Source organism: Winogradskya humida (assembly GCF_016862215.1).
In the GTDB taxonomy this organism is placed as follows: domain Bacteria; phylum Actinomycetota; class Actinomycetes; order Mycobacteriales; family Micromonosporaceae; genus Actinoplanes; species Actinoplanes humidus.
Genome location: NZ_BOMN01000108.1, coordinates 102,901 through 128,726 on the forward strand (window position 1 = coordinate 102,901; position 25,826 = coordinate 128,726).

At 69.4% G+C, this 25,826-nt stretch carries 22 protein-coding genes and 1 pseudogene; 9 read left to right on the forward strand and 14 right to left on the reverse strand.

Annotation, left to right across the window (positions count from 1 at the left end; translation table 11 throughout):
* Window positions 1-225: 225 nt before the first annotated feature.
* From Ahu01nite_RS37170 to Ahu01nite_RS37185, 4 genes are all read right to left on the reverse strand, one after another.
* Complete coding sequence (locus Ahu01nite_RS37170) at window positions 226-504, reverse strand: GlsB/YeaQ/YmgE family stress response membrane protein (protein ID WP_203841408.1); 279 nt, start codon at window positions 502-504, stop codon at window positions 226-228.
* Window positions 505-1,126: 622 nt separating this feature from the next.
* Complete coding sequence (gene lepA / locus Ahu01nite_RS37175) at window positions 1,127-3,040, reverse strand: translation elongation factor 4 (RefSeq protein WP_239159448.1); 1,914 nt, start codon at window positions 3,038-3,040, stop codon at window positions 1,127-1,129.
* Between the two features lie 94 nt (window positions 3,041-3,134).
* A complete protein-coding gene (locus Ahu01nite_RS37180; protein ID WP_203841410.1) occupies window positions 3,135-3,842 on the reverse strand; it encodes an MOSC domain-containing protein in 708 nt (235 codons plus the stop codon).
* Between the two features lie 58 nt (window positions 3,843-3,900).
* Window positions 3,901-4,434: a DUF4240 domain-containing protein gene (locus Ahu01nite_RS37185; protein ID WP_203841411.1), complete on the reverse strand. Its 534-nt coding sequence runs from the start codon at window positions 4,432-4,434 to the stop codon at window positions 3,901-3,903.
* A 59-nt stretch (window positions 4,435-4,493) separates the two neighbouring features.
* Between Ahu01nite_RS37185 and Ahu01nite_RS37190 the strand changes: the two genes are divergently transcribed.
* The 5 genes and pseudogenes from Ahu01nite_RS37190 to Ahu01nite_RS37210 all read left to right on the forward strand — a co-directional run bounded on the left by Ahu01nite_RS37190 (window position 4,494) and on the right by Ahu01nite_RS37210 (window position 10,429).
* The gene (locus Ahu01nite_RS37190; protein ID WP_203841412.1) at window positions 4,494-5,450 is read left to right on the forward strand and encodes a phosphotransferase family protein; all 957 of its coding nucleotides are present in this window, start codon (window positions 4,494-4,496) and stop codon (window positions 5,448-5,450) included.
* A gap of 219 nt (window positions 5,451-5,669) precedes the next feature.
* A complete protein-coding gene (rpsT, locus tag Ahu01nite_RS37195; protein ID WP_203841413.1) occupies window positions 5,670-5,936 on the forward strand; it encodes a 30S ribosomal protein S20 in 267 nt (88 codons plus the stop codon).
* 607 nt (window positions 5,937-6,543) lie between these two features.
* Window positions 6,544-7,518, forward strand: a complete 975-nt coding sequence (holA, locus tag Ahu01nite_RS37200; RefSeq protein WP_239159449.1) for a DNA polymerase III subunit delta — start codon at window positions 6,544-6,546, stop codon at window positions 7,516-7,518.
* Window positions 7,515-7,751 (forward strand): annotated as a pseudogene (locus tag Ahu01nite_RS37205) (hypothetical protein); the annotation flags it as partial. The gene holA and the pseudogene Ahu01nite_RS37205, both read left to right, overlap by 4 nt.
* A gap of 1,931 nt (window positions 7,752-9,682) precedes the next feature.
* Window positions 9,683-10,429 carry an SDR family oxidoreductase gene (locus Ahu01nite_RS37210; protein ID WP_203841415.1) on the forward strand — a complete coding sequence of 249 codons (747 nt, stop codon included), beginning with the start codon at window positions 9,683-9,685 and terminating at the stop codon, window positions 10,427-10,429.
* 478 nt (window positions 10,430-10,907) lie between these two features.
* Here the strand turns inward: Ahu01nite_RS37210 and Ahu01nite_RS37215 are convergent, their stop codons facing one another.
* Both Ahu01nite_RS37215 and Ahu01nite_RS37220 read right to left on the reverse strand, forming a co-directional pair.
* A complete protein-coding gene (locus Ahu01nite_RS37215) occupies window positions 10,908-13,229 on the reverse strand; it encodes a ComEC/Rec2 family competence protein (protein WP_203841416.1) in 2,322 nt (773 codons plus the stop codon).
* On the reverse strand, window positions 13,226-13,999 hold the full coding sequence (locus Ahu01nite_RS37220; RefSeq protein ID WP_239159450.1) for a ComEA family DNA-binding protein: 774 nt from the start codon (window positions 13,997-13,999) through the stop codon (window positions 13,226-13,228). Before Ahu01nite_RS37220 ends, Ahu01nite_RS37215 begins: the two co-directional genes overlap by 4 nt.
* Before the next feature lie 310 nt (window positions 14,000-14,309).
* On the opposite strand from Ahu01nite_RS37220, the gene Ahu01nite_RS37225 reads away from it, so the two are divergent.
* Complete coding sequence (locus Ahu01nite_RS37225; protein WP_203841418.1) at window positions 14,310-15,083, forward strand: putative protein N(5)-glutamine methyltransferase; 774 nt, start codon at window positions 14,310-14,312, stop codon at window positions 15,081-15,083.
* 29 nt (window positions 15,084-15,112) lie between these two features.
* Window positions 15,113-16,138: a hypothetical protein gene (locus Ahu01nite_RS37230; RefSeq protein ID WP_203841419.1), complete on the forward strand. Its 1,026-nt coding sequence runs from the start codon at window positions 15,113-15,115 to the stop codon at window positions 16,136-16,138.
* On the opposite strand, the gene Ahu01nite_RS37235 is transcribed toward Ahu01nite_RS37230, so the two are convergent.
* From Ahu01nite_RS37235 to pepN, 7 genes are all read right to left on the reverse strand, one after another.
* Window positions 16,135-16,983, reverse strand: a complete 849-nt coding sequence (locus Ahu01nite_RS37235; protein ID WP_203841420.1) for a DegV family protein — start codon at window positions 16,981-16,983, stop codon at window positions 16,135-16,137. The genes Ahu01nite_RS37230 and Ahu01nite_RS37235 overlap by 4 nt on opposite strands.
* Before the next feature lie 24 nt (window positions 16,984-17,007).
* On the reverse strand, window positions 17,008-17,256 hold the full coding sequence (locus Ahu01nite_RS37240; RefSeq protein WP_239159451.1) for a hypothetical protein: 249 nt from the start codon (window positions 17,254-17,256) through the stop codon (window positions 17,008-17,010).
* Between the two features lie 178 nt (window positions 17,257-17,434).
* Window positions 17,435-18,073 carry a histidine phosphatase family protein gene (locus tag Ahu01nite_RS37245; RefSeq protein WP_203841422.1) on the reverse strand — a complete coding sequence of 213 codons (639 nt, stop codon included), beginning with the start codon at window positions 18,071-18,073 and terminating at the stop codon, window positions 17,435-17,437.
* Window positions 18,070-18,459, reverse strand: coding sequence for a ribosome silencing factor (gene rsfS / locus Ahu01nite_RS37250; RefSeq protein ID WP_203841423.1), 390 nt, complete (start codon window positions 18,457-18,459; stop codon window positions 18,070-18,072). Before rsfS ends, Ahu01nite_RS37245 begins: the two co-directional genes overlap by 4 nt.
* 86 nt (window positions 18,460-18,545) lie before the next feature.
* Complete coding sequence (gene nadD / locus Ahu01nite_RS37255; RefSeq protein WP_203841424.1) at window positions 18,546-19,136, reverse strand: nicotinate-nucleotide adenylyltransferase; 591 nt, start codon at window positions 19,134-19,136, stop codon at window positions 18,546-18,548.
* 14 nt (window positions 19,137-19,150) lie between these two features.
* Complete coding sequence (locus Ahu01nite_RS37260) at window positions 19,151-20,593, reverse strand: PAS domain-containing hybrid sensor histidine kinase/response regulator (protein ID WP_203841425.1); 1,443 nt, start codon at window positions 20,591-20,593, stop codon at window positions 19,151-19,153.
* A gap of 58 nt (window positions 20,594-20,651) precedes the next feature.
* Window positions 20,652-23,162, reverse strand: a complete 2,511-nt coding sequence (gene pepN, locus Ahu01nite_RS37265; RefSeq protein WP_203841426.1) for an aminopeptidase N — start codon at window positions 23,160-23,162, stop codon at window positions 20,652-20,654.
* 111 nt (window positions 23,163-23,273) lie between these two features.
* Between pepN and Ahu01nite_RS37270 the strand changes: the two genes are divergently transcribed.
* Both Ahu01nite_RS37270 and Ahu01nite_RS37275 read left to right on the forward strand, forming a co-directional pair.
* Window positions 23,274-23,849, forward strand: coding sequence for a type II secretion system protein (locus tag Ahu01nite_RS37270; RefSeq protein ID WP_203841427.1), 576 nt, complete (start codon window positions 23,274-23,276; stop codon window positions 23,847-23,849).
* The gene (locus Ahu01nite_RS37275; protein ID WP_203841428.1) at window positions 23,846-25,384 is read left to right on the forward strand and encodes a ricin-type beta-trefoil lectin domain protein; all 1,539 of its coding nucleotides are present in this window, start codon (window positions 23,846-23,848) and stop codon (window positions 25,382-25,384) included. Before Ahu01nite_RS37270 ends, Ahu01nite_RS37275 begins: the two co-directional genes overlap by 4 nt.
* Here Ahu01nite_RS37275 and Ahu01nite_RS37280 read toward each other — a convergent pair.
* Window positions 25,355-25,771: a GNAT family N-acetyltransferase gene (locus Ahu01nite_RS37280; RefSeq protein ID WP_203841429.1), complete on the reverse strand. Its 417-nt coding sequence runs from the start codon at window positions 25,769-25,771 to the stop codon at window positions 25,355-25,357. The genes Ahu01nite_RS37275 and Ahu01nite_RS37280 overlap by 30 nt on opposite strands.
* Window positions 25,772-25,826 lie beyond the last annotated feature (55 nt).

A 25,826-nucleotide genomic window follows, 5' to 3' on the forward strand; every position in this document is an offset into this window, starting at 1 on the left:
CGTTCCCGCCGCGCGTTCCCGCCGCGCGTTCCCGCCGCGCGTCCCGGCCACCCGTCCCCGCCGCGCGTCCCGGCCACCCGTTCCGGCAATGTCCCCCCGCGCGTCCCGGCCGCGCCTTCCGGCTGCAAACACGAAAACGCCGGCCCCCCAATTAAGGGGTCCGGCGTATTTCGTTGAGTACTTGTTTCTATACGGTTCCTGACAGGCCCCCGAAGGGACCTGAAATCACCGGCGGCTGAAGCCCCGACGGCTGCCGATACCGGCAACCAGCGCCACACCGATCGCGGCCAGAACGATCTGGAACAGCAGCTCGGTCCAGTCGAAACCATTGGTGTCAGCAACACCGAACGCGCGGGCAAGAACCGTGCCCAGCAGCGCGGCGACAACACCGATAACCATGGTCAGCCAGATCGGAATGTTCTGCTTGCCCGGTACGACAAGACGGCCCAGCGCGCCGATAATGAGACCGACGATGAGTGCGGTGATGATGCCGGTAACAGTCATGGGGGAGATCCTCTCGGGGTGGAACATTCGTTGCGTCCGTCGAAAAACAGAGTTCCCGCCCCCCCAAAAAACCAAACCGCCTAATTGCCAGCAACCTCTCAGCCCACCCGCCCAGAAACCCCCCACCCCCAGAATCCGCCCAGCTCAGCCCCCCTCCCACCCAAAATTCCCACCCCAAAAATTTCCCCACCCCCTCACTCCGTCCCCCGTCCAGCCAGCCCCGCCCCACCCCACCGCACACGGACCGCCCACCCCCAGATCACCAAACCGCCTCGCCCAAGCCACCCAACTCAACCCGCCCAACCCCGGCGCCTCACTCCAGACCGAGCCTCACCCAGATCGCGCCTCACCCAGACCGCCCTCACCCAGACCGTGCCTCCGAGCCACCCTGCGCCCGAGCCAAACCCACCCGGCCGGCTCTATCCCCCAAGTCCACACGTCCAGGCCAGCCGACAGCCCAGCCCACGAACCCAGCCCACGAACCCAGCCCACGAACCCAGCCTTCATCCCAGCCCCCGCCAACCCCCCGCCCCGCCCACCTCGTCCGGGCACAGCAAAGCGGGGCAGAGCCTCACCGGCCCTGCCCCGCCAAATCCTGCTGCGCTACCCGCCAGGGCGGACGTTACTTCTTGGCCGCCTTGGGGTCCGGGGAGTCCGAGGTCGACAGTGCGGCGATGAAGGCTTCCTGGGGAACCTCGACGCGGCCCACCATCTTCATGCGCTTCTTGCCTTCCTTCTGCTTCTCCAGCAGTTTGCGCTTGCGGCTGATGTCGCCGCCGTAGCACTTGGCGAGGACGTCCTTGCGGATGGCGCGGATTGTTTCGCGGGCGATGATGCGGCTGCCGATCGCGGCCTGGATGGGGACCTCGTACTGCTGGCGCGGGATGAGCTTCTGCAGCTTGCCGGCCATGGAGACGCCGTAGTTGTAGGCCTTGTCCTTGTGGACGATGGCGCTGAAGGCGTCGACCGGTTCGCCGTGGAGGAGGATGTCGACCTTGACGAGGTCGGCGGCCTGTTCGCCGGAGGGTTCGTAGTCGAGGGAGGCGTAGCCCTTGGTCTTGCTCTTCAGCTGGTCGAAGAAGTCGTAGATGATCTCGCCGAGCGGGAGCGTGTAGCGCAGTTCGACCCGCTCCGACGAGAGGTACTCCATGCCGAGCATGGTGCCGCGGCGGCCTTGGCACAGCTCCATGACGGCGCCGACGAATTCGTTGGGGACCAGCACGGTTGCTCGTACGGTGGGTTCCCGGATCTCGGCGATCTTGCCTTCGGGGAATTCGCTGGGGTTGGTGACCGTGGACTCTTTCATGTCCTCGGTGATCACCTGGTAGATCACGTTGGGCGCGGTGGAGATCAGGTCGAGGTTGAACTCGCGTTCGAGGCGCTCGGAGATGATCTCCAGGTGGAGCAGGCCGAGGAAGCCGCAGCGGAAGCCGAAGCCGAGCGCCGTGGAGGTCTCGGGCTCGTAGACCAGGGCGGCGTCGTTGAGTTTGAGCTTGTCGAGCGCGTCACGCAGCGCCGGGTAGTCGGAGCCGTCGATCGGGTAGAGGCCGGAGTAGACCATCGGCCGCGGGTCCTTGTAGCCGCCGAGGGCTTCCTTGGCCGGCCGGTTGTGACCGGTGACGGTGTCGCCGACCCGGGACTGGCGCACGTCCTTCACGCCGGTGATCATGTAGCCGACCTCGCCGACGCCGAGCGCGCCGGCCTTCTCCATCTCGGGCGAGACGACACCGATCTCGAGCAGCTCGTGCACGGCCCCGGTGGACATCATCTTGATCTTGTCGCGGGCCTCGATCCGGCCGTCGATCACCCGGACGTACGTGACGACGCCGCGATAGACGTCGTACACGGAGTCGAAGATCATCGCGCGGGCCGGGGCATCGGCGTCGCCGACCGGCGCCACGAACTCCCGGACGATCTCGTCGAGCAGGTGCTCGACGCCCTCGCCGGTCTTGCCGGAGACCTTGAGCACGTCGCTCGGCTCGCACCCGATGAGCTTGGCGAGCTCCTCGGCGTACTTCTCGGGCTGCGCGGCCGGCAGGTCGATCTTGTTGAGCACCGGGATGATCCGCAGGTCGTTCTCCATGGCCAGGTACAGGTTGGCCAGGGTCTGCGCCTCGATGCCCTGCGCGGCGTCGACGAGCAGGACCGCGCCCTCGCAGGCGGCGAGACTGCGCGACACCTCGTAGGTGAAGTCGACGTGACCGGGGGTGTCGATCATGTTGAGCACGGCGGTCTCGCCCTGCTTGTCGCCGTTGCGGATCACCCAGGGCATCCGCACGGCCTGGCTCTTGATCGTGATCCCGCGCTCGCGCTCGATGTCCATACGGTCGAGGTACTGCGCGCGCATCTGCCGCGGATCGACCACGCCGGTGATCTGCAACATCCGGTCGGCCAGGGTCGACTTGCCGTGGTCGATGTGGGCAATGATGCAGAAGTTCCGGATGCGACGCGGATCGGTCGCTCCGATGATGTTCACGCCGGGGTCGAGCGGTCCAGGCACGTTCGTCCGTTCTGAAGCAGTGGTCAGGTCCGACATTCAAGGGGCCGGTCAAGGGAGACCGCCCACTCCATGGTCCCACGCCGCGCAGCCCCGGCCCGATGAGACCCGATCAGCGACCCCGGCCCACCGCTCACACCTTCGTCAAAGCCCGGTGCGGCCGGGCCGGAACCTCGGCAACAAAGACATCTCCGGGCCTGATCTCCCCACCTCGGAGCACAACCGCCATGACACCCGCCTTCCGCACGACCCCGCCCTGCTCATCGCGCCCGAGAACCTCCTTGAGCAGCCCCGGCCGGAACCGGTTGATCTGCGCACACGGGTTACGGAGCCCGGTGATGACCACCGCGGGCCGAGTGTCCCCATCACCCCGCTCGAACTCGGCAGCGATCGCCTCCCCCACCACCGCCACGGTGCCGGCGATATCGTCATCCAGCACCGCACGCCGGGCCGCAGCAAGAACGTCCAGGGCACTGCCGGGCTCCACGGCCTGGCGCACGGGGGCATTCAAGCCGAACCGCAGCACCGTCCCGCACGGCAACCCGAGCAGGTCGAGCCCCACGGTCGTCACGTTTTCTCCGAGCCCGCCGTCCGGCACCTCATACCCCTTGGCGCCGACCTCGCCGAACAACTCGGACTGGATGAGGTGCACTTGCCGGAGATTGGGCTGCGAAGGATCAGCGGCGACCCGCGACCGGTGCCGGACAGTCACCCCCGCATGGATGTCACCCTCCACTCCCAAACCCGGCACCAGCACGATCCGACCCCGGTTCGGTTTGCTGAACGAATACACGTCGTTGCAGCTCACGGCCGCGACACCACCCTGCAGCACAGCACTCATAGCCCGATCCTCCCGAGGCCCCGGCCCGGTGGCAACGGAGATACCGGCCACGGGGATGTCAGTCCGGCGGCTCCAGAAAGAGGGAGGAGAGCCTCGGCAACCGCTTCTGCATCTCTTCCTCGTCATCGAAGTCCCAGAGCATCGCGGCATCGGGCCGCCCCGGCGGCGCGTCGCTCGGCGGCATCTCCTCGTCGGTGGCCTGCCGATATGCCTCTCCCGCGATGCCGAGCACCTCCTCGGCCTCGAACACCGCGCCCGTCGTGGCGGCGGCGCGGACCGAGGGAAGATCGGCCAGGGAGTCGGGCTCGCGGACCGCACGGGCAAGGACCTCGCGGCCGTTGGCGACGAGCCAGCCGCGGAAGTGGTCGAATCCGTCGTCGGAACAGCCGCCGTTGATCAGGTAGGCGGCGGCCCAGAGGTCCTCCTTGCCGGAGGCGCCCATGACTTTGTCGAGATGGCGGCCCCAGGCCACGATCTCGTCGGGTTCGCGGGTGGCAAGCTCCGCGATGGCGCGGCTGGCCACCTCACCGGGCGAACCCGGCCGGTCGGCAGTCGCCCGGTCGATGACCGCCCAGAAGTCGTCCGTTCTCATGCGCACAGCCTGCCAGCCGGGTACGACAAAATCGGGGATCCCGAGAGCAGGATGGACGCATGCGTCCCGTGTCACTTCCCGAGATCGCGTACGGCGCTACGAGCGTACGGCCGCATTGGTCTGATCTGCCCTTGCCTCTGCGGGCCGCGATCGATGATCGGCTCGGGTCTCCCGTCGCTGCCGCAACCACCGCAGGCGGGGGTTTCACCAGGGCTTTCGCCAGCGTCGTCGAGACCGCAAACGGCGAGCGGGCCTTCCTGAAGGCAGCCCCACTTCACGATCCAAATTCCGACGCGTACGCCCGTGAGGCGACCGTCACATCCGCACTGCCGATCGAGGTACGCGCCCCACGCCCCCGCTGGACGCTCGTGACCGAGGGCTACTTCGTCCTCTGCCTGGACGCGATCGACGGCCGGATCCCCTCCCTGCCCTGGAAGCCGGAGGACCTCCGAGCAACCCTCAACGCCTGGCACCGGTCCGCCGCGACACTGCAAAATCCACCGCGAGACCTGCGACTTCCCCCTCTGGATCATCTCGTACGCACGGAGCTCTCCCACTGGTCCGAGATCTTCGCGAGGCGGGCACCACTCCCACCGTCACCGCCCTGGGTCCCGGCCCGGCTCGAAACCCTCGCAGCACTCGAACAACGCCTCCCCGACCTGGTCAAGGGCCCGGGAATGCTCCACGGCGACCTGCGAATAGACAACACCCTCATCGACGCGTACGGCGAGGCGTGGCTGTGCGACTGGACCTGGCCGGCCACGGGTCAGCCATGGTTCGACACCGTGACACTGCTCATCACGGCGTACGCCAGCGGCCTCGACACGGATCGCCTCCTGGAACCGTGGGACGCACCGCCGGAAGGGATCGACGGCGCCCTCGCCGCGATGGGCGGATACTGGCTGACCCGTGCGGCAAGCGGCCCGAGCAGCGCCTCACCGCACAGCCGGCAGCACCAGCGGTTCAGCGGCCGACAGGCCTTGGCATGGCTCGCCGAACGCCGAGGGTGGTCCTGAGCTGCCGTTTCTCGCGGGGTGCAGCCGCTCGATTTGGGTGGCGTCAGAGGGGCCTGATACATTGGTACGTCGCGTGTGGTGACGCGTTCATGCGTGCTGCCACTCGTCCAGTTACTCAGTAAGACCGAGTTACTCAGCACTTCTGCAAGATCAGTTATTCAGCAGTAGCCAGTACATGATTCTTCGAATCATCCGAACTAGTCAGGACAAGGCTGTCGCGTGGCGAACATCAAGTCCCAGATCAAGCGCAACCGCCAGAACGAGAAGGCCCGGCTGCGCAACAAGTCGGTCAAGTCGTCTCTGAAGACCGTGATCCGCAAGCTGCACGAGGCGGGCGACGCGGGCAACACCGAGTCGGCCACCGCGCTCCTGCGTGACGCCTCGCGCCAGCTCGACAAGGCCGTCAGCAAGGGTGTCATCCACAAGAACCAGGCGGCCAACCGCAAGTCGGCCATCGCCAAGAAGATCGCCGCCCTGTCGGCCTGATCATCGCAGGGCTCGCTCGCGGCGCCGACGCGCCCAAGCGTCCCGAGCCGCCGCGAGGAGCCGTCTGAGCAAGGCGGCCGCACTCGTGCGTCTCTGCGTGCTGATCACTCGGCAGCAGGATCAACGCACTCCAGGCATCGCCGGACCCAGGTCCAGCGATGCCTGAGTCGTTTCACCCCCGCGCCCACTCCACCGGGCTGACCGATCAGGCGCGCCGCATTCCACTGCCGGGCAGGGCCCCGGCCATCCCGCGCCCACGCCCCGCCCGTTTTGCATCTCCCGGTTACTGCTGGCACGGACGCCCTGGGCCTCCCCGGTCACCATGATCGCGCTTTGTGACGGTTCGGAAGATCGAAGCCGGACGTTGCGGCGGGAGCGACACGCCCGGATTAGGCCGTCCATGCGATTCGACCCCGGACGATCGGTCGTGATGTGCGTCGGATCACTCCGTGTTCTCAAATCAGACATCCAGCCTGATCGAGCGGTTTTGCCACCGAGCCGACATACCAGTCGGCCGATATGTCTGCTTTCGCATTCCATGATCAGAGAGCTGCGCGTAGGAGTGAGCCTTCGGGAAGTGTCGGACCCACGTGCAAAGATTTTGACCGTGAACAGCGCCCCGCCCGCCCCGTTGGTCCTCGTCCAAGGTGACGAGGAATTGCTCGCCGCCCGGGCCGTCACCACGACGGTCGACGCCGCGCGTGCGGCCGACCCCGGGGCGGACGTGCGGGAGTATGAGGCCGGCCAGCTCTCCCCCGGCGAGGTCGCCGAGATGCTGAGCCCCTCGCTGTTCGGGGGGCAGCGGGTGCTCGTGATCCGCGCCGGGCAGGATGCGCGTAAGGATCTTGTTGCGGCGCTCCTGGCGTACGCGAAGAATCCCGATCCTGAAGTGACCTTGATCGTCACCCACCTGGGCGGGGCCAAGGGCAAGGCGTTCGCCGACGGCCTCAAGAGCGCCGGGGCGACCGTGGTGCCCGCCGCGAAGCTGAAGGGTGAGCGGGAGCGCATCGCGTTCGTCCGCGACGAGTTCCGGCGCAACGGCGGCAGATGCGACGAGGCCACGGCGTCCGCGCTGCTCCAAGCTGTCGGCACCGATCTGCGTGAGATCGCCGCGGCCTGTTCCCAGCTGCTCGCCGACACCGACGGCAAGATGAGCGCCGAGGTGGTGGCGCGTTACTACAAGGGCCGCGCCGAGGTCAGCGGTTTCGCGGTGGCCGACGCGGCGATGATCGGTGACGTCCCCGCGGCCCTGGAGGCACTGCGCTGGGCCCTGCACGTCGGCGTCGACCCGGTGCCGATCGCCGACGCACTCGCCGACGGCGTGCGCACAGTCGCCCGGGTCGCCTCCGCCGGCCGCGGCAACCCCTACCAGATGGCCAGCTCACTGGGCATGCCGGCGTGGAAGATCCAGAAGGCACAGGAACGCAGCCGAGGCTGGAGCCCCGAAGGCCTCGTCGACGCCATGCGCGCCGCAGCCGACTGCAACGCCGCGGTCAAGGGCGGCGCCGAGGACCGCGGCTACGCCCTGGAAGTCGCGGTCTTCGCCGTGGCCCGGGCCCGCCACGCGGGAGGATCCCGATGACCCGTTCCCGCCGCGCAGGCCTCTCCCGCGAAGAAGTCAGCCAGCAACCCCTCTACGCCCGCCTCCTCGGCCTGCAATACCTGGCCCCCAGCGGCTTCCTCTGCTTCGTCTTCCTCGAAGGCGCGGTGGCCCTCGGCATCCTCCTGGCCCTCGCCGAGCTGGTCAGCTGGTGGGGCGTCCTGGTCCTGCCCCTCACGGTCGCCGCCATGGTCAAACTCAACGACATCGTGGCCGGCGCCCTCACCCCCCGCCCCACCGTCCCCACCTCGCCCGTCGCCGCGCTGACCTCCTCCCCCCACCGCTCCACCACCCCCGCAACCTCCCGCAACCCCCACGCCCGCGAGTCCCACCCCCACGAGCCTCACTCCCGCGAGCCCGAAATCAGCGCCCCGGAATTCAGCGCCCCCGAATTCAGCGCCCCCGAATTCAGCACCCCCGGAGCCCGCAGCACCAACGCCGGCCCCGCCGGATTCCGCGACCCCACCCCCCGTACCACCACCTACCCCTCCGCCGCCGTCACCTCGGTGATCGACCTGTCCGCAACCGCGGTGACCGACACGCCACCAGCGGAAGAAACAGTCCGCCTGTCCGCCACGGCCCTCTCCCGGATCACCACCCCACCCACCCAGGAAGACGGCCCCACCGTCCGCCTCCACCCCCGCTCAGACCAGCCCCCCACAACCACCGAGCCAACCGCCAGCTACGGGTCAACCTCAAGCGGCGAGCCGGCCGCGGGCCATGGACCGAGCTCAGACGTCGAACTGCCCGCGAGCTTCGGGTCGAGCTCAGGCGTCGAGCGCCCTGCGGCGTACGGGTCGAGCTCAGGCGTCAAGCCACCTGCGGCGTACGGGTCGAGCTCAGGCGTCAAGCCACCTGCGGCGTATGGGTCGAGCTCAGGCGTCGAGCTGGCTGCGGGCAACGGGTCGAGTTCGAGCACCGAACGCGCCCGGGAATACGGATCAGCGTCTGCCGCCGCCAACGCCGGCCAGAGGCAATCCGATGCGTCGACCGACGCCGAGGCAGCCCCTCCCCGAAGCTGGGGCTGGGGTTCACCCACCCGCGAAGCAGACCAGGACGCCCCCGCCCGAAGCTGGTCCAAGCAGGGCCGCTCAGCCCGCCGGGCGGCAAAACGAGGCTCCCCCACGACCAGATCCGCAGAACCCACCCAGCGCAAAGTCCCACCCCTCGGCCCCGAACCAACCCTGACCACCCTCCCCCGCCAACTAACAAGCGGCCGCACAAGCCACTCCGACGACCAAGAACAATGGACACCCGGCCCCGCCTCCCCCTTGGGCCCCGGCTCCTCCATCGACGCCGGCGGCCCCATCGCCACCGGCTGGCCCAGCGCACCAAGCCCCTCCGACTCCTCCAAGCCCTCCGGGTCCTCCGGGTCCTCCAGTTCTTCTGGGTCTTCCGGGTCTTCCGGGTCATCCAGTTCTTCCGGGTCTTCTGGGTCATCCAGCGGGAGCAACGCAGACGGGAACGCCGGCTCGCAGGCAGACCCCAAACCGAGCGAAGGCACCGACTCAAGTGGGCGTCGCGACTCCCCGGGCGCGGGCTCGGGCAAGTCCGGCCCTTCCGTCGCAGGTGGAGACTCGAGCACATGGAACGCAGAAGCCATAACGATCAACGGGACAACACCAGCCCGCCAGTGGGCCGACCAACTCGACGACCACCAACGAGCCCGCCAGTCAGCGGCCCGCCGCTACGAGTAGCCGGACCCACCCAGACCAGCTGATCACGCCGGCCCCGGCACGCGAATACTCCCCAAGCGCAGCTGAGCACATGCCGCCACGCGAACGCCCTCTCAGCGCAGCTGAGCAGGTGCCCACACGCAAATGCCCCCTCCGCGCAGCTGAGCACGTGCCGCCACGCGAATGCCCACTCAGCGCAGCTGAGCACATGCCGGCACGCAAATGCTCCCCAAAGCACGGCTGATCACTGGGGTCGGCACCCGAGCGCGTCTCTCAGCGCAGCTGCTCATGTGCTGGCACGCAAGTGCTTCTCTAAGCGCAGCTGATCCCGGATGTCCCCGATCTCAGCCCGCGTGCACTTCCTGTTGCTCCGGGCTCGACGTCTTCATGACCCGGGTCACTCACGCCAGACCGTCACATTCTTGGACGGCCGCTCGTCCCCCTCCCGTACCCATCGAGAGGAGCGGACGATGAAGATCGCAGTTGCGGGCGGCACGGGCCTCACCGGGCGGCACGTGGTGCGTGCGCTGACGGCGGCAGGGCACGAGCCGATCACGCTGGCGCGGGCCGAGGGCGTGGACCTTGTGACCGGGGCCGGGCTTGACGCGGCGCTGACCGGAGCCGACGCGGTGATCGACGTGAGCAATGTCAGCACGATGAAGCGCGATGTGGCGGTTGCCTTCTTCGACAAGGCGGGCCGCAACCTGGCCGGCGCAGCAGACCGGGCCGGCGTCCGGCGCCTGGTCACCCTGTCGATCGTCGGCGTCGAGGTGGTCAAGAACCCTTACTACGCCGGCAAGATCCGCCAAGAGGAGATCGTCCGAGAGGGTCGTGTCCCGTGGACCATCCTGCGCGCAACACAGTTCCACGAATTCGCGGGCCAACTGCTCAGCGGCCTTCCCGGCCCGGTCGCCCTGGTGCCCACCATGAAAACCCAGCCCATCGCCGTACGCGAGGTAGCCCGAGCCCTCGTCGACGTGGCAGCCGGGCAGCCGCCCCAGGGCATGGCCCCGGAACTGGCAGGCCCCCACGTCGAATCCATGGTGACCATGACCCGCCGCCTCATCGCCGCCGGAGGCGCCCGCCGCCGCCCGGTCCTGCCCCTCTGGCTCCCCGGCCCCATGAGCACCGGAGGCCTACTACCCACCACCCCGGGCCCCCGCGGCACAGCAACCTTCGACGAATGGCTGGCCGCCCGCTCCTACGCGAACAACTAACCCATCACCACTCCCGCCAGGCACCGCGCAACGCCTCACAAGCCCGCCACGAGCAACCAGCCCATCAAAGCCAGGCCCCACCAAGTCACGCAGGACGGGACCCAGCCCGAGCCGCGCAGGACAGGACAGGACAGGACAGGGCCGAGCCGCGCAGGACAGGACAAGGCCAAGCCGCGCGGGACAGGGCCAAGCCGCACGGGACAGGGCCAAGCCGCACGGAACATGGCCAAGCCGCACGGAACGGAATGAGGCCAGACGGGGCAAGGCCGAGCTCGCGCCAGCCAGTCGAACCCGAGCCAGGCGGGAACCAACCCCGGCGGCCAAACCGACCCGGGAAGCCGAACCGAGCCGGGTAAGCAGGCGAGCCGACCCAGGTAAGCAGGCGAGCCAGGCAGGCAGGCAGGGCCGGGCAGGCAGCGCCGGGCAGGCAGGCGGACCTCGGCCATGGTGCTGCTCGGGCTCGCTCGGCTGACCTGGGTCAAGGTGGCGGCGGGTCGCCGCGGGCGACGACGGCTAGGCCGGTGGGGATGCGGACCGCGGCCAGGTCACCCTCCTTGTCCGTACGCAGAACCCGCGCACCCCCGCGACTGATCCGATCAAGCAGAGCCCCGTTCGGATGCCCGTAATCGTTGTCCAGCCCGACCGACACCAGGGCGACAGCCGGGTCGACGGCGTCCACGAAGGCCGGGAGCTGGTACGGCGAGCCATGGTGCGAGACCTTCAGTACGTCCGCGTGGACGGCTTGGGGGCCGAGGTGGTTGAGGAGTTCCTGTTGTTCCTCGGTTTCGGCGTCGCCGGGTAGCAGGACGGTGTGTCCTTCGATGCGGGCGAGCAGGACGAGCGAGTTGTTGTTCGGGTCGGAGTTGGTGCCGTGCAGGGGTTCGAGGGGGCCGAGGACGGTGAGTTCGAGGCCGCCGATCGTGTATCGCCAGCCTGGGCCGACCGCTGCCATCGGGGCTCGTGAACTGGCGGCCTGGGCTGCGACGGAGGCTCGGCCTGCGGGCGGGTCCGGCCAGTCGGGCGTGGCCACCCCGGCGACCGTGCGCCCGCGGAACACCCCTTCGACCCCGCCGATGTGGTCGACGTGGAAGTGGCTGACCACGAAGAGCGCCACCTGTCGTACGCCCAGCCGCCGCAGGCAGTGGTCGATCAGTGTGGCGTCAGGTCCGGCGTCGACCACCACCGCCCGGCCCTCGCCTGCGGGCAGGACGATCGCGTCGCCCTGTCCCACGGCGCAGGTGACCACGAGCCAGTGCGGTGGCGGCCAGCCCGCGGCCATGAGGCGCACTGGCAGCGCGCCCAGCATCGCGCTCACCGCGACCACGGCCACGAGTCGCCGCACCGCGGGCCGTCTGGTGGCCACCAGTGATGCGACGGTGAGCATCGCGAGCAGCAGCGCCCCGGGGATACCGCCGGGCCAGGGAAGCGCCCCTGCGGGCAGCCGGGCGCCGTGCGTGGCGACGAGGACGAGCCAGCGGGTGGGCCACTGACCGCACCACGCGGCGAACTCGGCGCCCGCGGGCCAGAAGGGCGACAGGACCGCGGCGCTGACGCCGATCAGGGTGGCGGGTGCGATCGCCGGCACGACCAGCAGGTTTGCCGGCACCGCGACGAGGCTGATGCCGGCGGAGATCCCGGCGACGACGGGCCCGCAGGCGACCTGGGCTGCGGCGGGGACGGCGAGTGCTTCGGCGGCCCACGCGGGCCAGCCCCGGCTGGTCAGGGCGTCCCGCCACTTGGGGGCGAGCAGCAGCAGACCGCCGGTGGCCAGGGCCGACAGCGCGAACCCGATGTCCCCGGCCAGTTCCGGGTCGATCACGATCAGCACGGCCACCCCGGCGGCGAGCGCGGGCACGGCAGCACGGGCGCGGCCGACGGCGAGACCGAGGAGCCCGATTGCTCCCATGGCCGCGGCGCGCACCACGCTCGGTGACGGTCGCGCAAGGATGACGAACCCGATGAGTGCCACGGCGCAGACCAGCGCGATGACAACGGGACCGGCGCGGGTCCACTGCACGAGGTAGAGCACGACGCCGCAGATGATCGCGACGTTAGCCCCGCTTACCGCCATCAAGTGGGTCATTCCGGTCGCACGGAAGTCGTCGTCGAGTGCCTGGTCCATCCGGCTCGTGTCGCCCACGACCAGACCGGGGAGCAGGCCACCGACGTCGTCGGGCAGGGGCGCGCAGGCACGCTGCAGACCCGTTCGGAGCACGCCGGCCGCGCGCTGCGACCACGACGACCGGCCGTGCAGTATGGGCGGATCCTTCGCGGACAGCACGGCCGCGGTGAGATCACCGCCGCGCGGGGCCTGCAGCCGCCCGGTCGCCGTCAACCGCTGGCCTGGCAGCAGCGGCCGCCATCCCGGGTCGGAGCCCAGCACCAGGCCACGCGCGGCGAGACGGAACGAGGGGCTGTCCGGCGGATGAACCGCCGTCAGGTCGACGGGAATCAGGTAGGTGGGCGGCAACCCCGGTGAACCGTCCAGTGCCCGGGGATCGTCGCGGACCGTGAGCTCGACCCGGACGGCGGCACCAGCGTTGACGAGGCCGGCCAGCGGCGCGGCCTCGCGTGCGTGAACCCGCGCGGCGGTCGCCACGGCCCCGCATGCCGCGCCGAGCAGCAGCGACAGGACGATCCAGCGAGAGACACCAAGGCCCGCGACGCGCGTGGTCAGCCCGGCGACCACGAGGAAGGTGACACCGAGGATCAGCCCGGTCCGCGCGGACAGATAGAGGCCGGCCAGGGCGGTGAGCCAGAGGGAGACCGCGAAACCGGCGAGGCGAAGGTCCGGCGTCACACCGTCACCAGGTCTTTCAGCTGCTCGTAGCGGGCCGTGCCGATGCCGTCCACCTTCTGCAGATCGGTCACCGCTTTGAAGCCGCCCTGAGCGTCGCGGGCGTCGAGGATTCGCTGAGCCAGCACCTGCCCGACGCCGGGGAGCGTGTCGAGGTCCGCCAGGGTCGCGGTGTTGAGATTCACCAGACCACCGGCCGTGGCGGGGGCACCGGCGGGGCCGGGGGCGGGCGCGCCCGGGGGCAGGCTGGCGCCGACCATGATGAGCTCGCCGTCGATCACCTTGCGGGCCAGGTTGAGCGGAGCCACGTCGACCCCGGGCTGGGCGCCACCGGCCGCCTGGAGTGCGTCGGCCACGCGGGCTCCCGGGGCAAGGTTCACCAGGCCCGGCTTGCGGACCTTGCCGCCCACCGCGACCACGACGATCTGCGCCGACGAGGTGGACACGGGGGCAACAGCATCGGTGACCTCCCCTGAGGCAGGACCGAGCGGTGGCGGCACGGGGTCGACCCGCGGGCGGGAGCGCCAGGCGAGGAACGCCGCGATGAGGATCACGGCGACAGCGACGGCGGCGAGGGCCCGCACGCCACGGCTCCCGGGATCGAACAGGTTCAGCCGAGAAGGGGCAGGCGACGGCGGCGACTCGGTACGCAGCGGGGTGTCTGCGGCGGTCCACGCCGGATGATGAGCGAGGTCTTCCGTGAGCGGTGGCAGGTCAGCGGCCGGTGGGGGGGTCGGGCAGGGTGACGTCGTCCGGCCACCCGTGGGCGTCATGCGGCCATCCGGGAATCGCCTCCGACCACCCAGGCACCACATCAGCCCAATTGAGCGGTCCCCCACCACCCACTGAGGGAGAAGCCGCCGCAGGGATGGGGGAAGGTACAGGCGCGGGTGCCCCGGGAGGGGAGGTCCAGGGGGAGGCAGGAGGGGGTTTGGCCGGGCGGGACAGGATCGCGTCGAGCCGGTTCTGGACGAGTTCTTCGGGGGTGTTCGCCTCACTCACGCCGCCGACCGTAGGGTTTTCGGACCGGCACCCGCTCGGGTGCCTGTGGACAGGCGCGCGTTGTGGATAACCGGGGGCGACATGGAATCCGTGCTGGAGCAGGTAATTCTGAGGCTCAGATCGGCCGGCTGCGTCTTCGCGGAGGAAGAGGCCGCGATGCTGACCGGGGCCGCACCCACCCCCGAGAAATTGGAAGAACTGGTCGGCCGGAGAGCCCAGGGCGAACCCCTCGAACAGGTGGTCGGCTATGCCATCTTCTGCGGCGAGAAAATTCACCTCCGCCCCGGCGTATTCGTCCCCCGCGTACGCAGCGAGCTTCTGGTCCGGATAGCGGCCGAAAACGCCACAAAAAACGCTGTGGTCGTCGACCTGTGCTGCGGCTCCGGAGCGCTGGGCAAAGCGGTACTCCAACGCGTACCCGGAATGGCGCTCTATGCCGCGGACAGCGACCCCACCGCCGTGGCCTGCGCCAAGGACAACATCGGCCCGGAAAATGTCTTCCAGGGTGACCTTTTCGCGGCCCTGCCCGCCCACCTGAAAGGCGGTGTCAACGTGCTGATCGCCAACGTCCCCTACGTCGCGACCAGGCACATCCCGTTCCTGCCCGCCGAGGCCCGCGACCATGAACCCCGCGAGGCACTGGACGGCGGCGACGACGGTCTCGACGTGTTCCGCGCAGTTCTGAAAGAGGCAGGAACGTGGCTGGCCCCGGGGGGAATCCTGCTCTCCGAGATCACCGAGGCTCAGATCAACACCGCGACCGATGTGGTACGCGCAACAGCCCTGCACCCCGCGATCCACATCGACGAAGATCTCGAAGCGACGGTCGTGACAGCCACCGCGCTGAACCGATAAAGTCAGCGGCTCGAAGCTAGAGGAGACCGATGGGCCTGTTCCGCAGAGCCGCCCGGGCGCGCCTGGCCAGTCAGGTCATCAAGCGCCTGCGCCGCGCCGGCATGGGGGACGCCCGTTACCATTCCGCCTCTTTCACGATCCGTTTCACGCGCCCCGGTGACGACCAGCCGAGCGTCCTGCGCCTGGAGGAGGTCCGGAAGGGCCACGTGGACCGTTTTGTCACCGGCCTGGTCCGCGCCAAGGGCCTCCCGGCGACCTGGGCCGAGGCCCGCCCCCTGTTGCGCCCGGTCCTGCGTGGCGCCACCACCACGGCCGACGTCCTGGAACCCCTCTGCCGTCCCGCGTTCCCGTTCCTGGCCGAGTTCGTGGTCGTCGACCAGCCCGACACGATGACCTACGTGAACGCGACGCACGGCTGGGGCGTGACCGACGAGGAGATCTTCGCCGCCGCCCGCGGCAATCTCTCGGGCGCCAAACTGGTCGGCGTCGCCGAGGAGCCGGTCGTCGTGCAGTTCGTGGACGACGGCGACTCCTACTGGACCTCGCACCTGCTGCTGGACGGCTGGCTGGCAGCGCTGGCCGGTCAGGTCGGCGGCAACCCGGTCGCGTTCGCCCCCGAGCGCGGGCTGCTGCTGGTCACCGCCGAGGACAGCGCCCACCTGCCCGAGCTCTTCGCCCGCGCCGAGATGATCTACCTGGCCTCACCGCGTGCCATCAGCCCCGCACCTTACATATCGGGCAAAGACCGAAAAACACAGCCGTATAACCAAGAAAATAACAAAGTCCGAATAAAGCGCGCGGAAGCGGTTCTAGCCGCCAAAGAGTACGCCCGCCAAGCCCAGCAGATCACCAACGCCGCCGAACTCCTGATCACCGACGACGGCCGCACCAGAGCCGTCTGGCCCAGGAACGAGCCCACCCTGCTCCCCCGCGCCGACGAGATCCAGTACGGCGAGACGATCACCGTCTGGGAGAACCTCGAACCCCGCCTCACCCCCCAGGGCCTCAACCCCGAACGATGGCGAGCGGAAACCTGGCCTCCCGAGGAGAGCTAGCTCCGCCGGTGAACGACCACCCCGGCCGCCCCAGGACCGACGTGCGCGGCCACCACAGCCCCGATCTCGGTGATGTAGCAGTCCCGCAACCGGTCGCCCAGCCGCATCGCCACGGCGTCAGCAAGCGCCCCCGCCCGATCGGCGGCCTCGAGATGATGGACGGCGATGTCGACCTCCCCACTCCCGGAGGCCTCGACCGCCAGATCCACCAGCCGCGCGAGCGCCCGCCCCGCCGTCCGCACCTTGTCGCGCACCACGATCGCCCCGTCCAGCACGTGCAGGATCGGTTTCACGGCCAGCGCGGTGCCCAGCAGCGCGGACGCGGCGCCGATCCGACCCCCGCGACGCAGGAACTCGAGGGTGTCCACGTAGAAAAGCGTCGACACCCGGCTCGCATGATCAGCCGCCTGGTCGCGTACAAAATCGAGGTCTGAGCCTTGACCCGCCGCCGTGGCCGCGGCGAGCGCCGCGAAGCCCAGCCCCATGCCCGTGGTTTTGCTGTCCACGACCCGGACCTGCGCTCCGACCTCGGCCGCCGCCAGTTGCGCGGCCTCATACGTGCCGGACAACCTGGCGGACAGATGCACCGACACGATGCCGTCAGCGCCGGATGAGAGCAGCTTCCTGTACGCCGTGACGAACTGCTCCGGCGCCGGCCGCGACGTGCTGACGGCGGCACGCCGTGCACCCAGCGCACGCGCCACCTCGGCCGGGGAGATCTCGTCCCCCTCGAGCCCTTCGTCACCGTTGATGACGACGGTCAGCGGGACGACGGTGAGGTCGTACGTCCCGTGCAGCTCCGGTGGCAGGTACGCGGTGGAGTCGGTGACAACCGCGACGGGCATGCGGGCACCGTAACCGATGCGGGGCTAACTTGCCTGGATCGAGGTGACGAGGAACGGCGTTCCCTGCATGCAGGTCGTCATCATGCCCTTCACGGTGTGCCCGGTCACGGTGACCGTGGCCCCCGCCGTGGCGATCGACTTCTGCGCGTCGTCCTTGATGATCAGCAGATGCTTGTCGAGCAGGATGCAGCCGGGCTCGACCCCGGCATCGATGGTCCCGGAGATCGTGATGTCACCGGCGGAGGGAACCGAGGAAGCGGAGGGAGCGGGCACGCTGGACACCTCAATAGAGCTGGGAGCCGGAGAGCCGCTTTGCCCGCCGTTGGCACACCCGGCAAGGCAAGTGAGCGCAACGGCGGCAGTCAAGGCAAGTCGTCGCAAGGTCATGGTCCCTCAGACGCTACCGCCCACAGATCCGGTTCCCATAGACGAAATTAAACCGGCAGCAGGATCAAACCGGTGGAGGAACAGGCCGCTCGGAGAACGGCCCGACGTTGTACGCCGCCAGCTGCCACCCCCGCGACCCGTCGTAACTGAGCTCGACCCAGTGGCAGTTCTGCAGCGCCCGCAGGCTCCGCAACTGCTCCCGGGGCCACCCCAGCAGATGCCCGACACCCGAGCGGGCCGCGGCGCCATGGGTGGCCACAACGACCGTGCCCCCGGCCGGCACCAGGTCAGCGGCGCTCTGAAGCCCCTCGGCGACCCGTTTGCCCAGGTCGTCAAGCGTCTCGACGTCGCCGCCGATGACGTCGGCGCCTGCGGTCCAGCGGGCGTGCTCCTCGGGGCGCTGCTCGGCGACCTCGGTCATGGTCAGGCCCTGCCACAACCCGAAGTATCGCTCCCGCAGCCGTTTGTCGTAGCTCGGCGACAGACCGGTCAGCGCGGCGAGCGCCGAGGCCGTGTCGGAGGCGCGGACGAGGTCGCTGGAGACGAGCACGTCGGGCCGCAGCCGCACGAGCAGCTCCGCGGCGTCGACGGCCTGCTGACGGCCGAGATCGTTGAGCGGCACGTCGGTCTGGCCCTGGACGCGGTGTCCCGCGTTCCAGTCCGTGTTGCCGTGCCGCCAGACGATCAGGCGCGTCGTGGTCATGCGGTTTCGGCGTCGACCATGTCGCGGTCGACGAACTCCACCGTCGGGCAGTCCTTCCATAGCCGGTCGAGCGCGTAGAACTCGCGCTCCTCGGTGTGCTGGACGTGCACCACGATGTCGATGAAGTCGAGCAGCACCCAGCGGCCCTGCCGTTCGCCTTCGCGGCGGACCGGCTTGACCTTCTCGGGGAGGTTGAGCAGGGCCTCCTCGATCGCGTCGACGATCGCGATCACCTGGCGCTCGTTGGAGGCCGAGGCGATGACGAAGGCGTCGGTGATGTAGAGCTGCTCGCCGACATCGATGATGACGATGTCCTGCGCCTTCTTGTCCGCGGCTGCCTGCGCCGCAGTCAGCGCGAGCTCGCGGGCGCGTTCGGTGACGGGCACCGGTCTCCCCTCGTTCGGTTACAGAGGTACAAGCCTCTCACACGGGGCCGACAATCCCTCAGGCGTGATTCACCACAAAGGGCACATTACTCACGATAAAGTTCGCGCTTCGCGATGTACTGCACCACACCATCGGGCACGAGGTACCAGACGGGCTCCCCCTGGACCACCCTGGCCCGGCACGCGCTGGACGAGATCGCCATGGCGGGGACCTCCACCAGCGTGGCGGTGTGGTCCGGCAGATGGTCGTCGGAGAGCTCGAAACCCGGCCGGGTCACGCCGACGAAGTGCGCCAGCGAGAGCATCTCCAGCGCGTCCTTCCACGAAAGGATCTTGGCGAGCGCGTCGGCACCGGTGATGAAGTACAGCTCGACCTCGGGCCCGTAGAGCGCGTTGAAGTCACGCAGGGTGTCGATCGTGTACGTCGGCCCGTCCCGGTCGATGTCGGCACGGCTCACGTGGAACCGCGGGTTCGACGCCGTCGCGATGACCGTCATGAGGTACCGGTCCTCGGGCGGGCTGACCGCGCCGCCCTTCTGATAGGGCTGCCCGGTCGGGACGAAGACGACCTCGTCCAGGTCGAAGCGGCTCTGCACCTCGCTGGCCGCCACCAGGTGACCGTGGTGGATCGGGTCGAACGTGCCGCCCATGATCCCGATCCGTCGCCGCTCACGCATCGACGAATACTAGATCAACCGTCGAGCCGCTTGCGGACGGCGCTGAGCAGGTCCTCGGCGGTGAACGGCTTCTCCAGCAGCGCGACGCCGGGGTCGAGCGTTCCCTGTGAGGCCAGCACCGGCTGGGCGTACCCGGACATGTAGAGCACCCGGGTGTCCGGGCGGGCGTCCACCAGCCGCTCGGCCAGCTCGTTGCCGAGCATCCCCGGCATCACCACGTCACTGAGCAGCAGATCGATCGCACCTTCGTGCAGGGCCGCGAGCTCCAGAGCCATCGGGCCGTCGTCGGCGGCGAGCACGCGGTAGCCGGCGCCGGAGAGGATCCGCCCGGCCACGTCCCGCAGGGCCGCCTCGTCCTCGACCACGAGCAGGGTCTCCCCCCGGCCGTCAACGTCGGCAGGAGAAGCGGAAGGAACAGCGACGGGAGACGAGCAGGAGGGCAGCAGTACGGTGACCGTGGTGCCCACCCCGGGTGAGGAGACAATGCCGACGCTGCCACCCGCCTGGCTGACGATCCCGTAGACGGTGGCCAGCCCCAGCCCGGTCGCCTCGTGATTGGGCTTGGTGGTGAAGAACGGCTCGAACGCCCGTTCGATCACGTCCGGCGTCATCCCCCGGCCGGAGTCGCAGACCCGCAGCCGGACATATTCGCCGGGAGCCAGCTCAGGATGCTCGCCCATGCCCAGGTGCACAGCTGCCGTGTCGATCACCAGGTTGCCGCCCGAAGGCATCGCGATACGCGCGTTGTCGGCCAGGCTGATCAGCACCTGCTCGATCTGCCCCGGGTCGATGGTGATCGACGGCAGCGGCGACGCGGGCCGGACGGTCAGCCGAATCTCATCACCCAGCGTCATCCGGCCGACAGCGCCGGTCACGGCCCCGTTGAGATCGACAACCTCGGGGCGTACGACCTCCCGGCGCGCGAATTTGAGCAGCTGATGGGTGAGGGTGGTGCCCCGCTCCCCCGCTTTCAGCACCTGCTGGGCGTCCGACGCCACCGCGGCGAGGTCCGGCGTCGGGGACTCCGCCTCCTCGATGACGAAGTTGGCGTAGTTGACGATCACCCCGAGCAGGTTGTTGAAGTCGTGGGCCACCCCGCCGGCGAGCTGACCGAGCGCCTCCAGCCGGCGATGTCGCTGGCTCGCCGCCTCGGCCCGCAGCTCATGACGCTCGGTGACGTCCCTGACCACGAGGATCGTCTGCGAGCCGACCACGGAGAGCGACACCTCGGCGGGGAACTCGCTGCCGTCGCGGCGCCTGCCCAGCGCGATCGCGCCCGCCCGGAAGCCGTCGATGAACAGCAGGTCCGCCGCCAGGCCCAGAAGCTCGATCCGGCCGCGGCCGAAGGTCTCCTGCGCCTGATCGTTGACCAGCACGATCCGCCCCGCGTCCAGGACCAGCACCGCGTCCTGGACGGCGGACAGCAGACCCTTGGACAGTCCCTCGGACCATTCCACCGCTCACCCCCGTATGACGAGGCTAAGGCCTGCGCGGGGACGGAAAGGAGGATTCCGGTTATCCCCGGGCGAGCAGGGCACGGCGGACGTCGTCGTCGCCGTCCGTCACGACCCGGTGCATGATCGACGAGATGTCCGGCGAGGCCATCAGCTCCGCGGCGAGGCGCCGGGTCTCCGGCGCCACCACGACCGACGGGTACGCGATGACAGCCACCCGCTCGCCACTCATCCCGCCCCGCCGTGCCAGCATCTGCGGCACATCGGTGAAGTACCGCTCGGCGTACGGGCTGACGACAGCGAGCTGTTCCGGCTGCCAGAAGCCCTGCGCCGTCGCCTCCAGCAACCGGTTCGAGGCATCCGGATCGTTGATCAGGTAATCCCAGGCCCGCGCCTTGGCATCGGCATCGGGCAACGCCGCACGGCACCGGGCGGCCCACTGCTCCCCGAAGGCGCTCCGGTCGGCTTCGTACTGCGCCTCGACGGCGTCAGCGCCGGCCGCACCGAGCACCACGAGGCGGTAGAGGATCAGCCAGCGCAGGTCGTCGTCGATCGCCACACCCTGCGGCACGGCCTCGCCGTCGAGCCAGCCACGCAGCCGTGCGGTGTCGGTCGTCGCGCCGACCAGGCCGCGCACCCCCGCGAGCTGGCGCGAGCTGCCCGGCTCGGCTGCGGCCACCAGCCGGTCACAGGCCTGGGCGAGCAGTTCGAGGGCCGCGGGGCGGGTCTCCGGCGCCGGGTAGCGGTCGACCAGGGCGCGGGTCGTCCGCAGCACGTCCTCGACGACCACGACCTCACGCTCCACCGGCAGCGCGGCCAGCACCAGCGTGACCAGCTCGGCGACCGGGCGCTCGCCGTCGGTCACGGAGTCGAGCGTCGAGCTCCACAGCACGGCCCGGGCCAGGGAGTCGTCGAGCAGCGGCAGGATCCTCGGCACGGCGTCCGCGGAGGCCTCGTCCAGCCGGATCTTGGCATAGGTCAGGTCACCGTCGTTGACCAGGAGCAGGTCCGCCACCGGCTCACCGGCGAGCTCGGGCAGGACCGTACGCCCGCCGTCACGCTCCGGGTCCAGCTCGGCCTCCACGCGCTTGCGCAGTGTCACGACCCCGTCGGCGCCGTGGTCGTAGAGGCCGGCGAAGAGCTTGTGCGGGCGCAGCGTCGGGTAGTCGTCCGGCGCGGTCTGCACGAGCGTGACCTGCGCATACGTGCCGTCCTCGGCCCGCTCGACCTCCGCTCGCACGGTGTTGACCTGGGCGCTGCGCAGCCAGAGGCCGGCCCAGGCGGTGAGATCACGCCCGCTGGACCGGGAGATCGCTTCGAGCAGATCGGCGAGCGTGGCATTGGCGTACGCGTGCGCGGCGAAATGCTCGTTCAACCCCGCCAGGAACGCCTTGTCCCCCACGTACGCGACGAGCTGCCGCAGCACCGCCGCACCCTTCGCGTACGAGATGCCGTCGAAGTTGAGCAGTGCGAGCGCGGTGTCCGAGACATCGTCGGGGGCCACCGGGTGGGTCGACGGGCGCTGGTCCGCGCGGATGCCCCAGGCCTTGCGCTGCATCGCGAACGTCGTCCACGCGTCGGCGAACTCGGTCGCCTCGGCGGTGATCCGGCTGCCCAGATATTCGGCGAACGACTCGTTGAGCCACAGGTCGTCCCACCACGCCATGGTCACCAGGTCGCCGAACCACTGGTGGGCCATCTCGTGCGCGATCACCATCGCGCGCTGCTCACGCTCACCGTCGGTGACCGCGGAGCGGAAGATGTACTCGTCGCGGAACACCACGATGCCCGGGTTCTCCATCGCGCCGAAGTTGAACTCCGGGACGAAGGCCTGACCGTAGTGGCCGAACGCGTACCGCACGTCGAAGATCTCGTGGTAGCGGTCGAGGCACTGCTTGGTGATCGTGAAGATCTCCGCCGACTGCTCGTCGAGCTGCTCCGCGAGGGCCTGCCGGGCGTAGATCGCCAGCGGGATGCCGTCGTGCTCGTCGGTGCACGCGTGGTACGGCCCGGCGATCAGCGAGGCGAAGTACGTCGACAGCGGCTTGGTGGTGCGGAACCGCCACACCCCGTCCACCGGCTCGCCGTCCAGCTCGCCGTTCGCGGCCACGATCCAGTCGGCCGGTGCCGTGACGGTGAGGGTGAAGGGCGCCTTGAGGTCAGGCTGGTCGAAGCACGGGAAGATCCGGCGGGCGCCGTCGAGGAACATCTGCGCGTAGAGGTAGACCCGGCCGTCGGCGGGGTCGACGAAACGGTGCAGACCCTCGCCGCTGCGCGAGTAACGCATCACGCCCTCGACCACGAGCTCGTTGCCGGCCGCCAGGCCTTCAAGCGTGAGCCGCTCGTCGGCCAGCGCGGAGGCGTCGACGGCCGCGCCGTTCAGCGTCGCTGACAGCAGCTCGACCGGCTCCAGCTCGAGGAACGTCGAGGCGCCCGGCTCGGCGTCGAAGCTGACCACCGTGCGGGAACGGAAGGTGTCTCCGGTGCCCGTCAGGTCGAGATCGATGCGGTACCCGGTGACGGTGACGGTGGCGGCCCGGGCGGTAGCCTCGGCGCGGGTCAAGCTCGGCATGCCGCCCATCATGCCCGCCGCCTGCGATCATGGCTCGCCGCGACGCCGGTGGTGACGAAAAACTCGTGATCATGCCTCATCCCGTGCCCGGCGGTGCCGACAGATGAGGTCATGCGAGTCAGGCGCTCCCGCGACGACGGGTTCACGATGATGGAGGTCGTCGTCGCGCTCGCCCTGATCAGCGCGATGATGGCGGCACTCGGGACGTATTTCGCCGCGTCCGTGCGTACCAGCCGCTATCAGTCGCAGATCCAGACCGCGACGCGCCTCGCCCAGGCCGGGATGGAATCAGCCCGCGGCTTCGGCGGCCCCACCCTGCTGGTCGGGCGGGCGCAGTGCGGCAGCTGCCTTAATCTGAGCGTCTTTGACACGTACGGCTACCTCTCGAACACCACCCGCTGGGACGCCCCCGTCTCCGGGGTGACACCGACCGTGCCGATCCCCGACACGCAGGACCTCGCCCTCACCGCGAACAAGGTCAAGTACTACCGGTACTTCCTGGTCGGCCGCTGCTGGCAGCCCCGGGCCGGGGGCACGTGCGGCACCGACCCGTCGCAGCCCGTCCAGATGGTCCGCCTGGTCGTGGCGATCACCTGGACGTCGTCCGACTGCAAGTACGCCATGTGCATCCGCGCGGCGACGTCGCTGTTCAGCGCGGAGCCCGCCGACCCGGTCTTCAGCCAGTGAACCCCCGGAGCAACGACCGCGGCTCCCTGCCCGCCGCCATGCTGCTGATCATCATCGGGCTCGGGCTCAGCGGCCTGCTCGCCGCGACGGTCGGCTCCCAGATCACCGGCACCCGGTCGACGATCCACAGCTCCGAGGCGATCGACGCCGCGCAGACCGGCATCGACGTCGCCCTCGGCCACATCCGGATCGCGACCAACAGCGACGGCACCGGCAACCCGGCGGCGCTGCCCTGCGGCCCGTTCACGGGCTCGGTCAACGCGGCGACCGACCAGACGTACACCGTGAGCATCTACTACCTGCGGACCCAGCCACCGGCCGGCGACGTGGCCTGGGCCGCGGCCAACAGGATGGCGTGCACCAGCACCTATCTGACCGGCAGCGAGACACCCGTCTACGTGCTGCTCTCCTCGACCGGCAAGGCGCTGAGCAACGACGTCTCCCCGCGCACGGTCACGGCCACCTACACGCTGCACAGCAAGACCCGGGAGAACATCGCCGGCGGGCTGATCCACATCCTCGGCAACCACACCCCGGACCTGTGCTTCTCCGCGCCCGGCACCACGCCGGCCGCCGGGGCGGCGCTGACGCTGCAGGTGTGTGACAGCAACGACGACAAGCAGAAGTTCGCGTACGTCTCGAACCTGAACCTGGTCCTGACCGCCTCCCGCGCGACCGGTGGCACCGGCATGTGCCTCGACGCCGCGCCCAACCAGAACGAGCAGGTCGTCTTCCGGGCGTGCGCGGCCACCACCGCCGAGCGCCAGCAGTGGAGCCTCAACGACCGCGCGAACTTCGAGGGCACGAAGAACGGCGACAAGGACCGGCAGTGCTTCCACGTCGTGAACCCGGGCCAGGCGGGCAGCACCATCGTGTTGCACGCCGTCGCCAGTGACCCGTCGAACGTCTCGCAGTACGACGCGGCGTGCGACGGCGACTACACGATCACCCGCAGCTTCCAGCCGGACGCCGCGGCCGGCACCGGTGGCGCGGGCGAGAAGACGAACCAGCTGGTGAACTTCGAGCAGTTCGGCCGCTGCCTCGACGTGTCCGCCGACAACACGAGCGCGGCGTACATGGTCATCTGGCCGTGCAAGCAGAGCCCGACCGGCACCGTGCAGTGGAACCAGGTCTGGCACCTGCCGGCCATCGCCACCGGTCAGACCAGCGGCACCGGGGTCATCTGGCTCGCCAACAAGTACGGCGTGAAGTACTGCCTCACCAGCCCCGGCCGAACCGGCTACCCGACGTTGGTGACCTGCAACCCGTCGGCCACGCCCACCGCGGCCCTCACGTGGACCCGGCGCGGCAACACGGGAGTCTTCGGCAACGCGTACCGGATCGAGACGACCTACAACGCGCCCGCCGGCACGACCTGGTGCCTGGCCCCCACGGACGCCACGGTTGACGCCTGGACCACCGGCACGGCCATCAGCAAGGGCACGCTCGCGGTCTGCGACGGCTCCCGGGGCCAGAAGTGGAACGCCGACCCGATGGTGCTCAGCTCAGCGATAACCGACGTGAGCGAGAAGTGACTTCTCAAACCAAATCCGCTCACCGTACGTAGCCGTCTGCGAATAACCCGCCGACCGGTACAGCGCGATCATGGCCGGATGGTGAACGCAGCCCTCCATCCGCAGCAGCGGGCGATCCACGGCCAGCGCCTCTTCCTCCAGCGCGACGACCAGCTGCCCGGCGATGCCCCTGCCCCGGAACGCGGGCCGTACGAAGATCCGCTTGAGCAGGGCCGCACCCGGCTCCATCGCCTGCCAGCCGCCGCAGGCGACGACCCGGCCCCGCACCACGACGACCAGGTAGGCGATGTCGTCCCGGTTGTTCTCCACCTGCCCGAGCTCCTGCTGCTGGCTCAGCAGCAGGGCGGCGAGCTCGGGATCCGGGAACGCACGGGACTCGATCAGCATGGGCGTGACGCTATGTGTCGTCCATTTCCACCGGGTTGCCGGAATCTGGACGGCA

What these genes read in the sequence shown, in the direction of transcription:
- Ahu01nite_RS37230 (WP_203841419.1), top strand. Translation starts at nt 15,113, where the DNA reads ATGGGCCTGTTCCGCAGAGCCGCCCGGGCGCGCCTGGCCAGTCAGGTC.
- Ahu01nite_RS37235 (WP_203841420.1), bottom strand. Translation starts at nt 16,983, where the DNA reads ATGCCCGTCGCGGTTGTCACCGACTCCACCGCGTACCTGCCACCGGAG.
- Ahu01nite_RS37190 (WP_203841412.1), top strand. Translation starts at nt 4,494, where the DNA reads ATGCGTCCCGTGTCACTTCCCGAGATCGCGTACGGCGCTACGAGCGTA.
- Ahu01nite_RS37220 (WP_239159450.1), bottom strand. Translation starts at nt 13,999, where the DNA reads ATGACGCCCACGGGTGGCCGGACGACGTCACCCTGCCCGACCCCCCCA.
- lepA (WP_239159448.1), bottom strand. Translation starts at nt 3,040, where the DNA reads ATGTCGGACCTGACCACTGCTTCAGAACGGACGAACGTGCCTGGACCG.
- Ahu01nite_RS37210 (WP_203841415.1), top strand. Translation starts at nt 9,683, where the DNA reads ATGAAGATCGCAGTTGCGGGCGGCACGGGCCTCACCGGGCGGCACGTG.
- Ahu01nite_RS37270 (WP_203841427.1), top strand. Translation starts at nt 23,274, where the DNA reads ATGCGAGTCAGGCGCTCCCGCGACGACGGGTTCACGATGATGGAGGTC.
- nadD (WP_203841424.1), bottom strand. Translation starts at nt 19,136, where the DNA reads ATGCGTGAGCGGCGACGGATCGGGATCATGGGCGGCACGTTCGACCCG.
- pepN (WP_203841426.1), bottom strand. Translation starts at nt 23,162, where the DNA reads ATGCCGAGCTTGACCCGCGCCGAGGCTACCGCCCGGGCCGCCACCGTC.
- Ahu01nite_RS37185 (WP_203841411.1), bottom strand. Translation starts at nt 4,434, where the DNA reads ATGAGAACGGACGACTTCTGGGCGGTCATCGACCGGGCGACTGCCGAC.
- Ahu01nite_RS37225 (WP_203841418.1), top strand. Translation starts at nt 14,310, where the DNA reads ATGGAATCCGTGCTGGAGCAGGTAATTCTGAGGCTCAGATCGGCCGGC.
- Ahu01nite_RS37280 (WP_203841429.1), bottom strand. Translation starts at nt 25,771, where the DNA reads ATGCTGATCGAGTCCCGTGCGTTCCCGGATCCCGAGCTCGCCGCCCTG.
- Ahu01nite_RS37180 (WP_203841410.1), bottom strand. Translation starts at nt 3,842, where the DNA reads ATGAGTGCTGTGCTGCAGGGTGGTGTCGCGGCCGTGAGCTGCAACGAC.
- Ahu01nite_RS37170 (WP_203841408.1), bottom strand. Translation starts at nt 504, where the DNA reads ATGACTGTTACCGGCATCATCACCGCACTCATCGTCGGTCTCATTATC.
- Ahu01nite_RS37245 (WP_203841422.1), bottom strand. Translation starts at nt 18,073, where the DNA reads ATGACCACGACGCGCCTGATCGTCTGGCGGCACGGCAACACGGACTGG.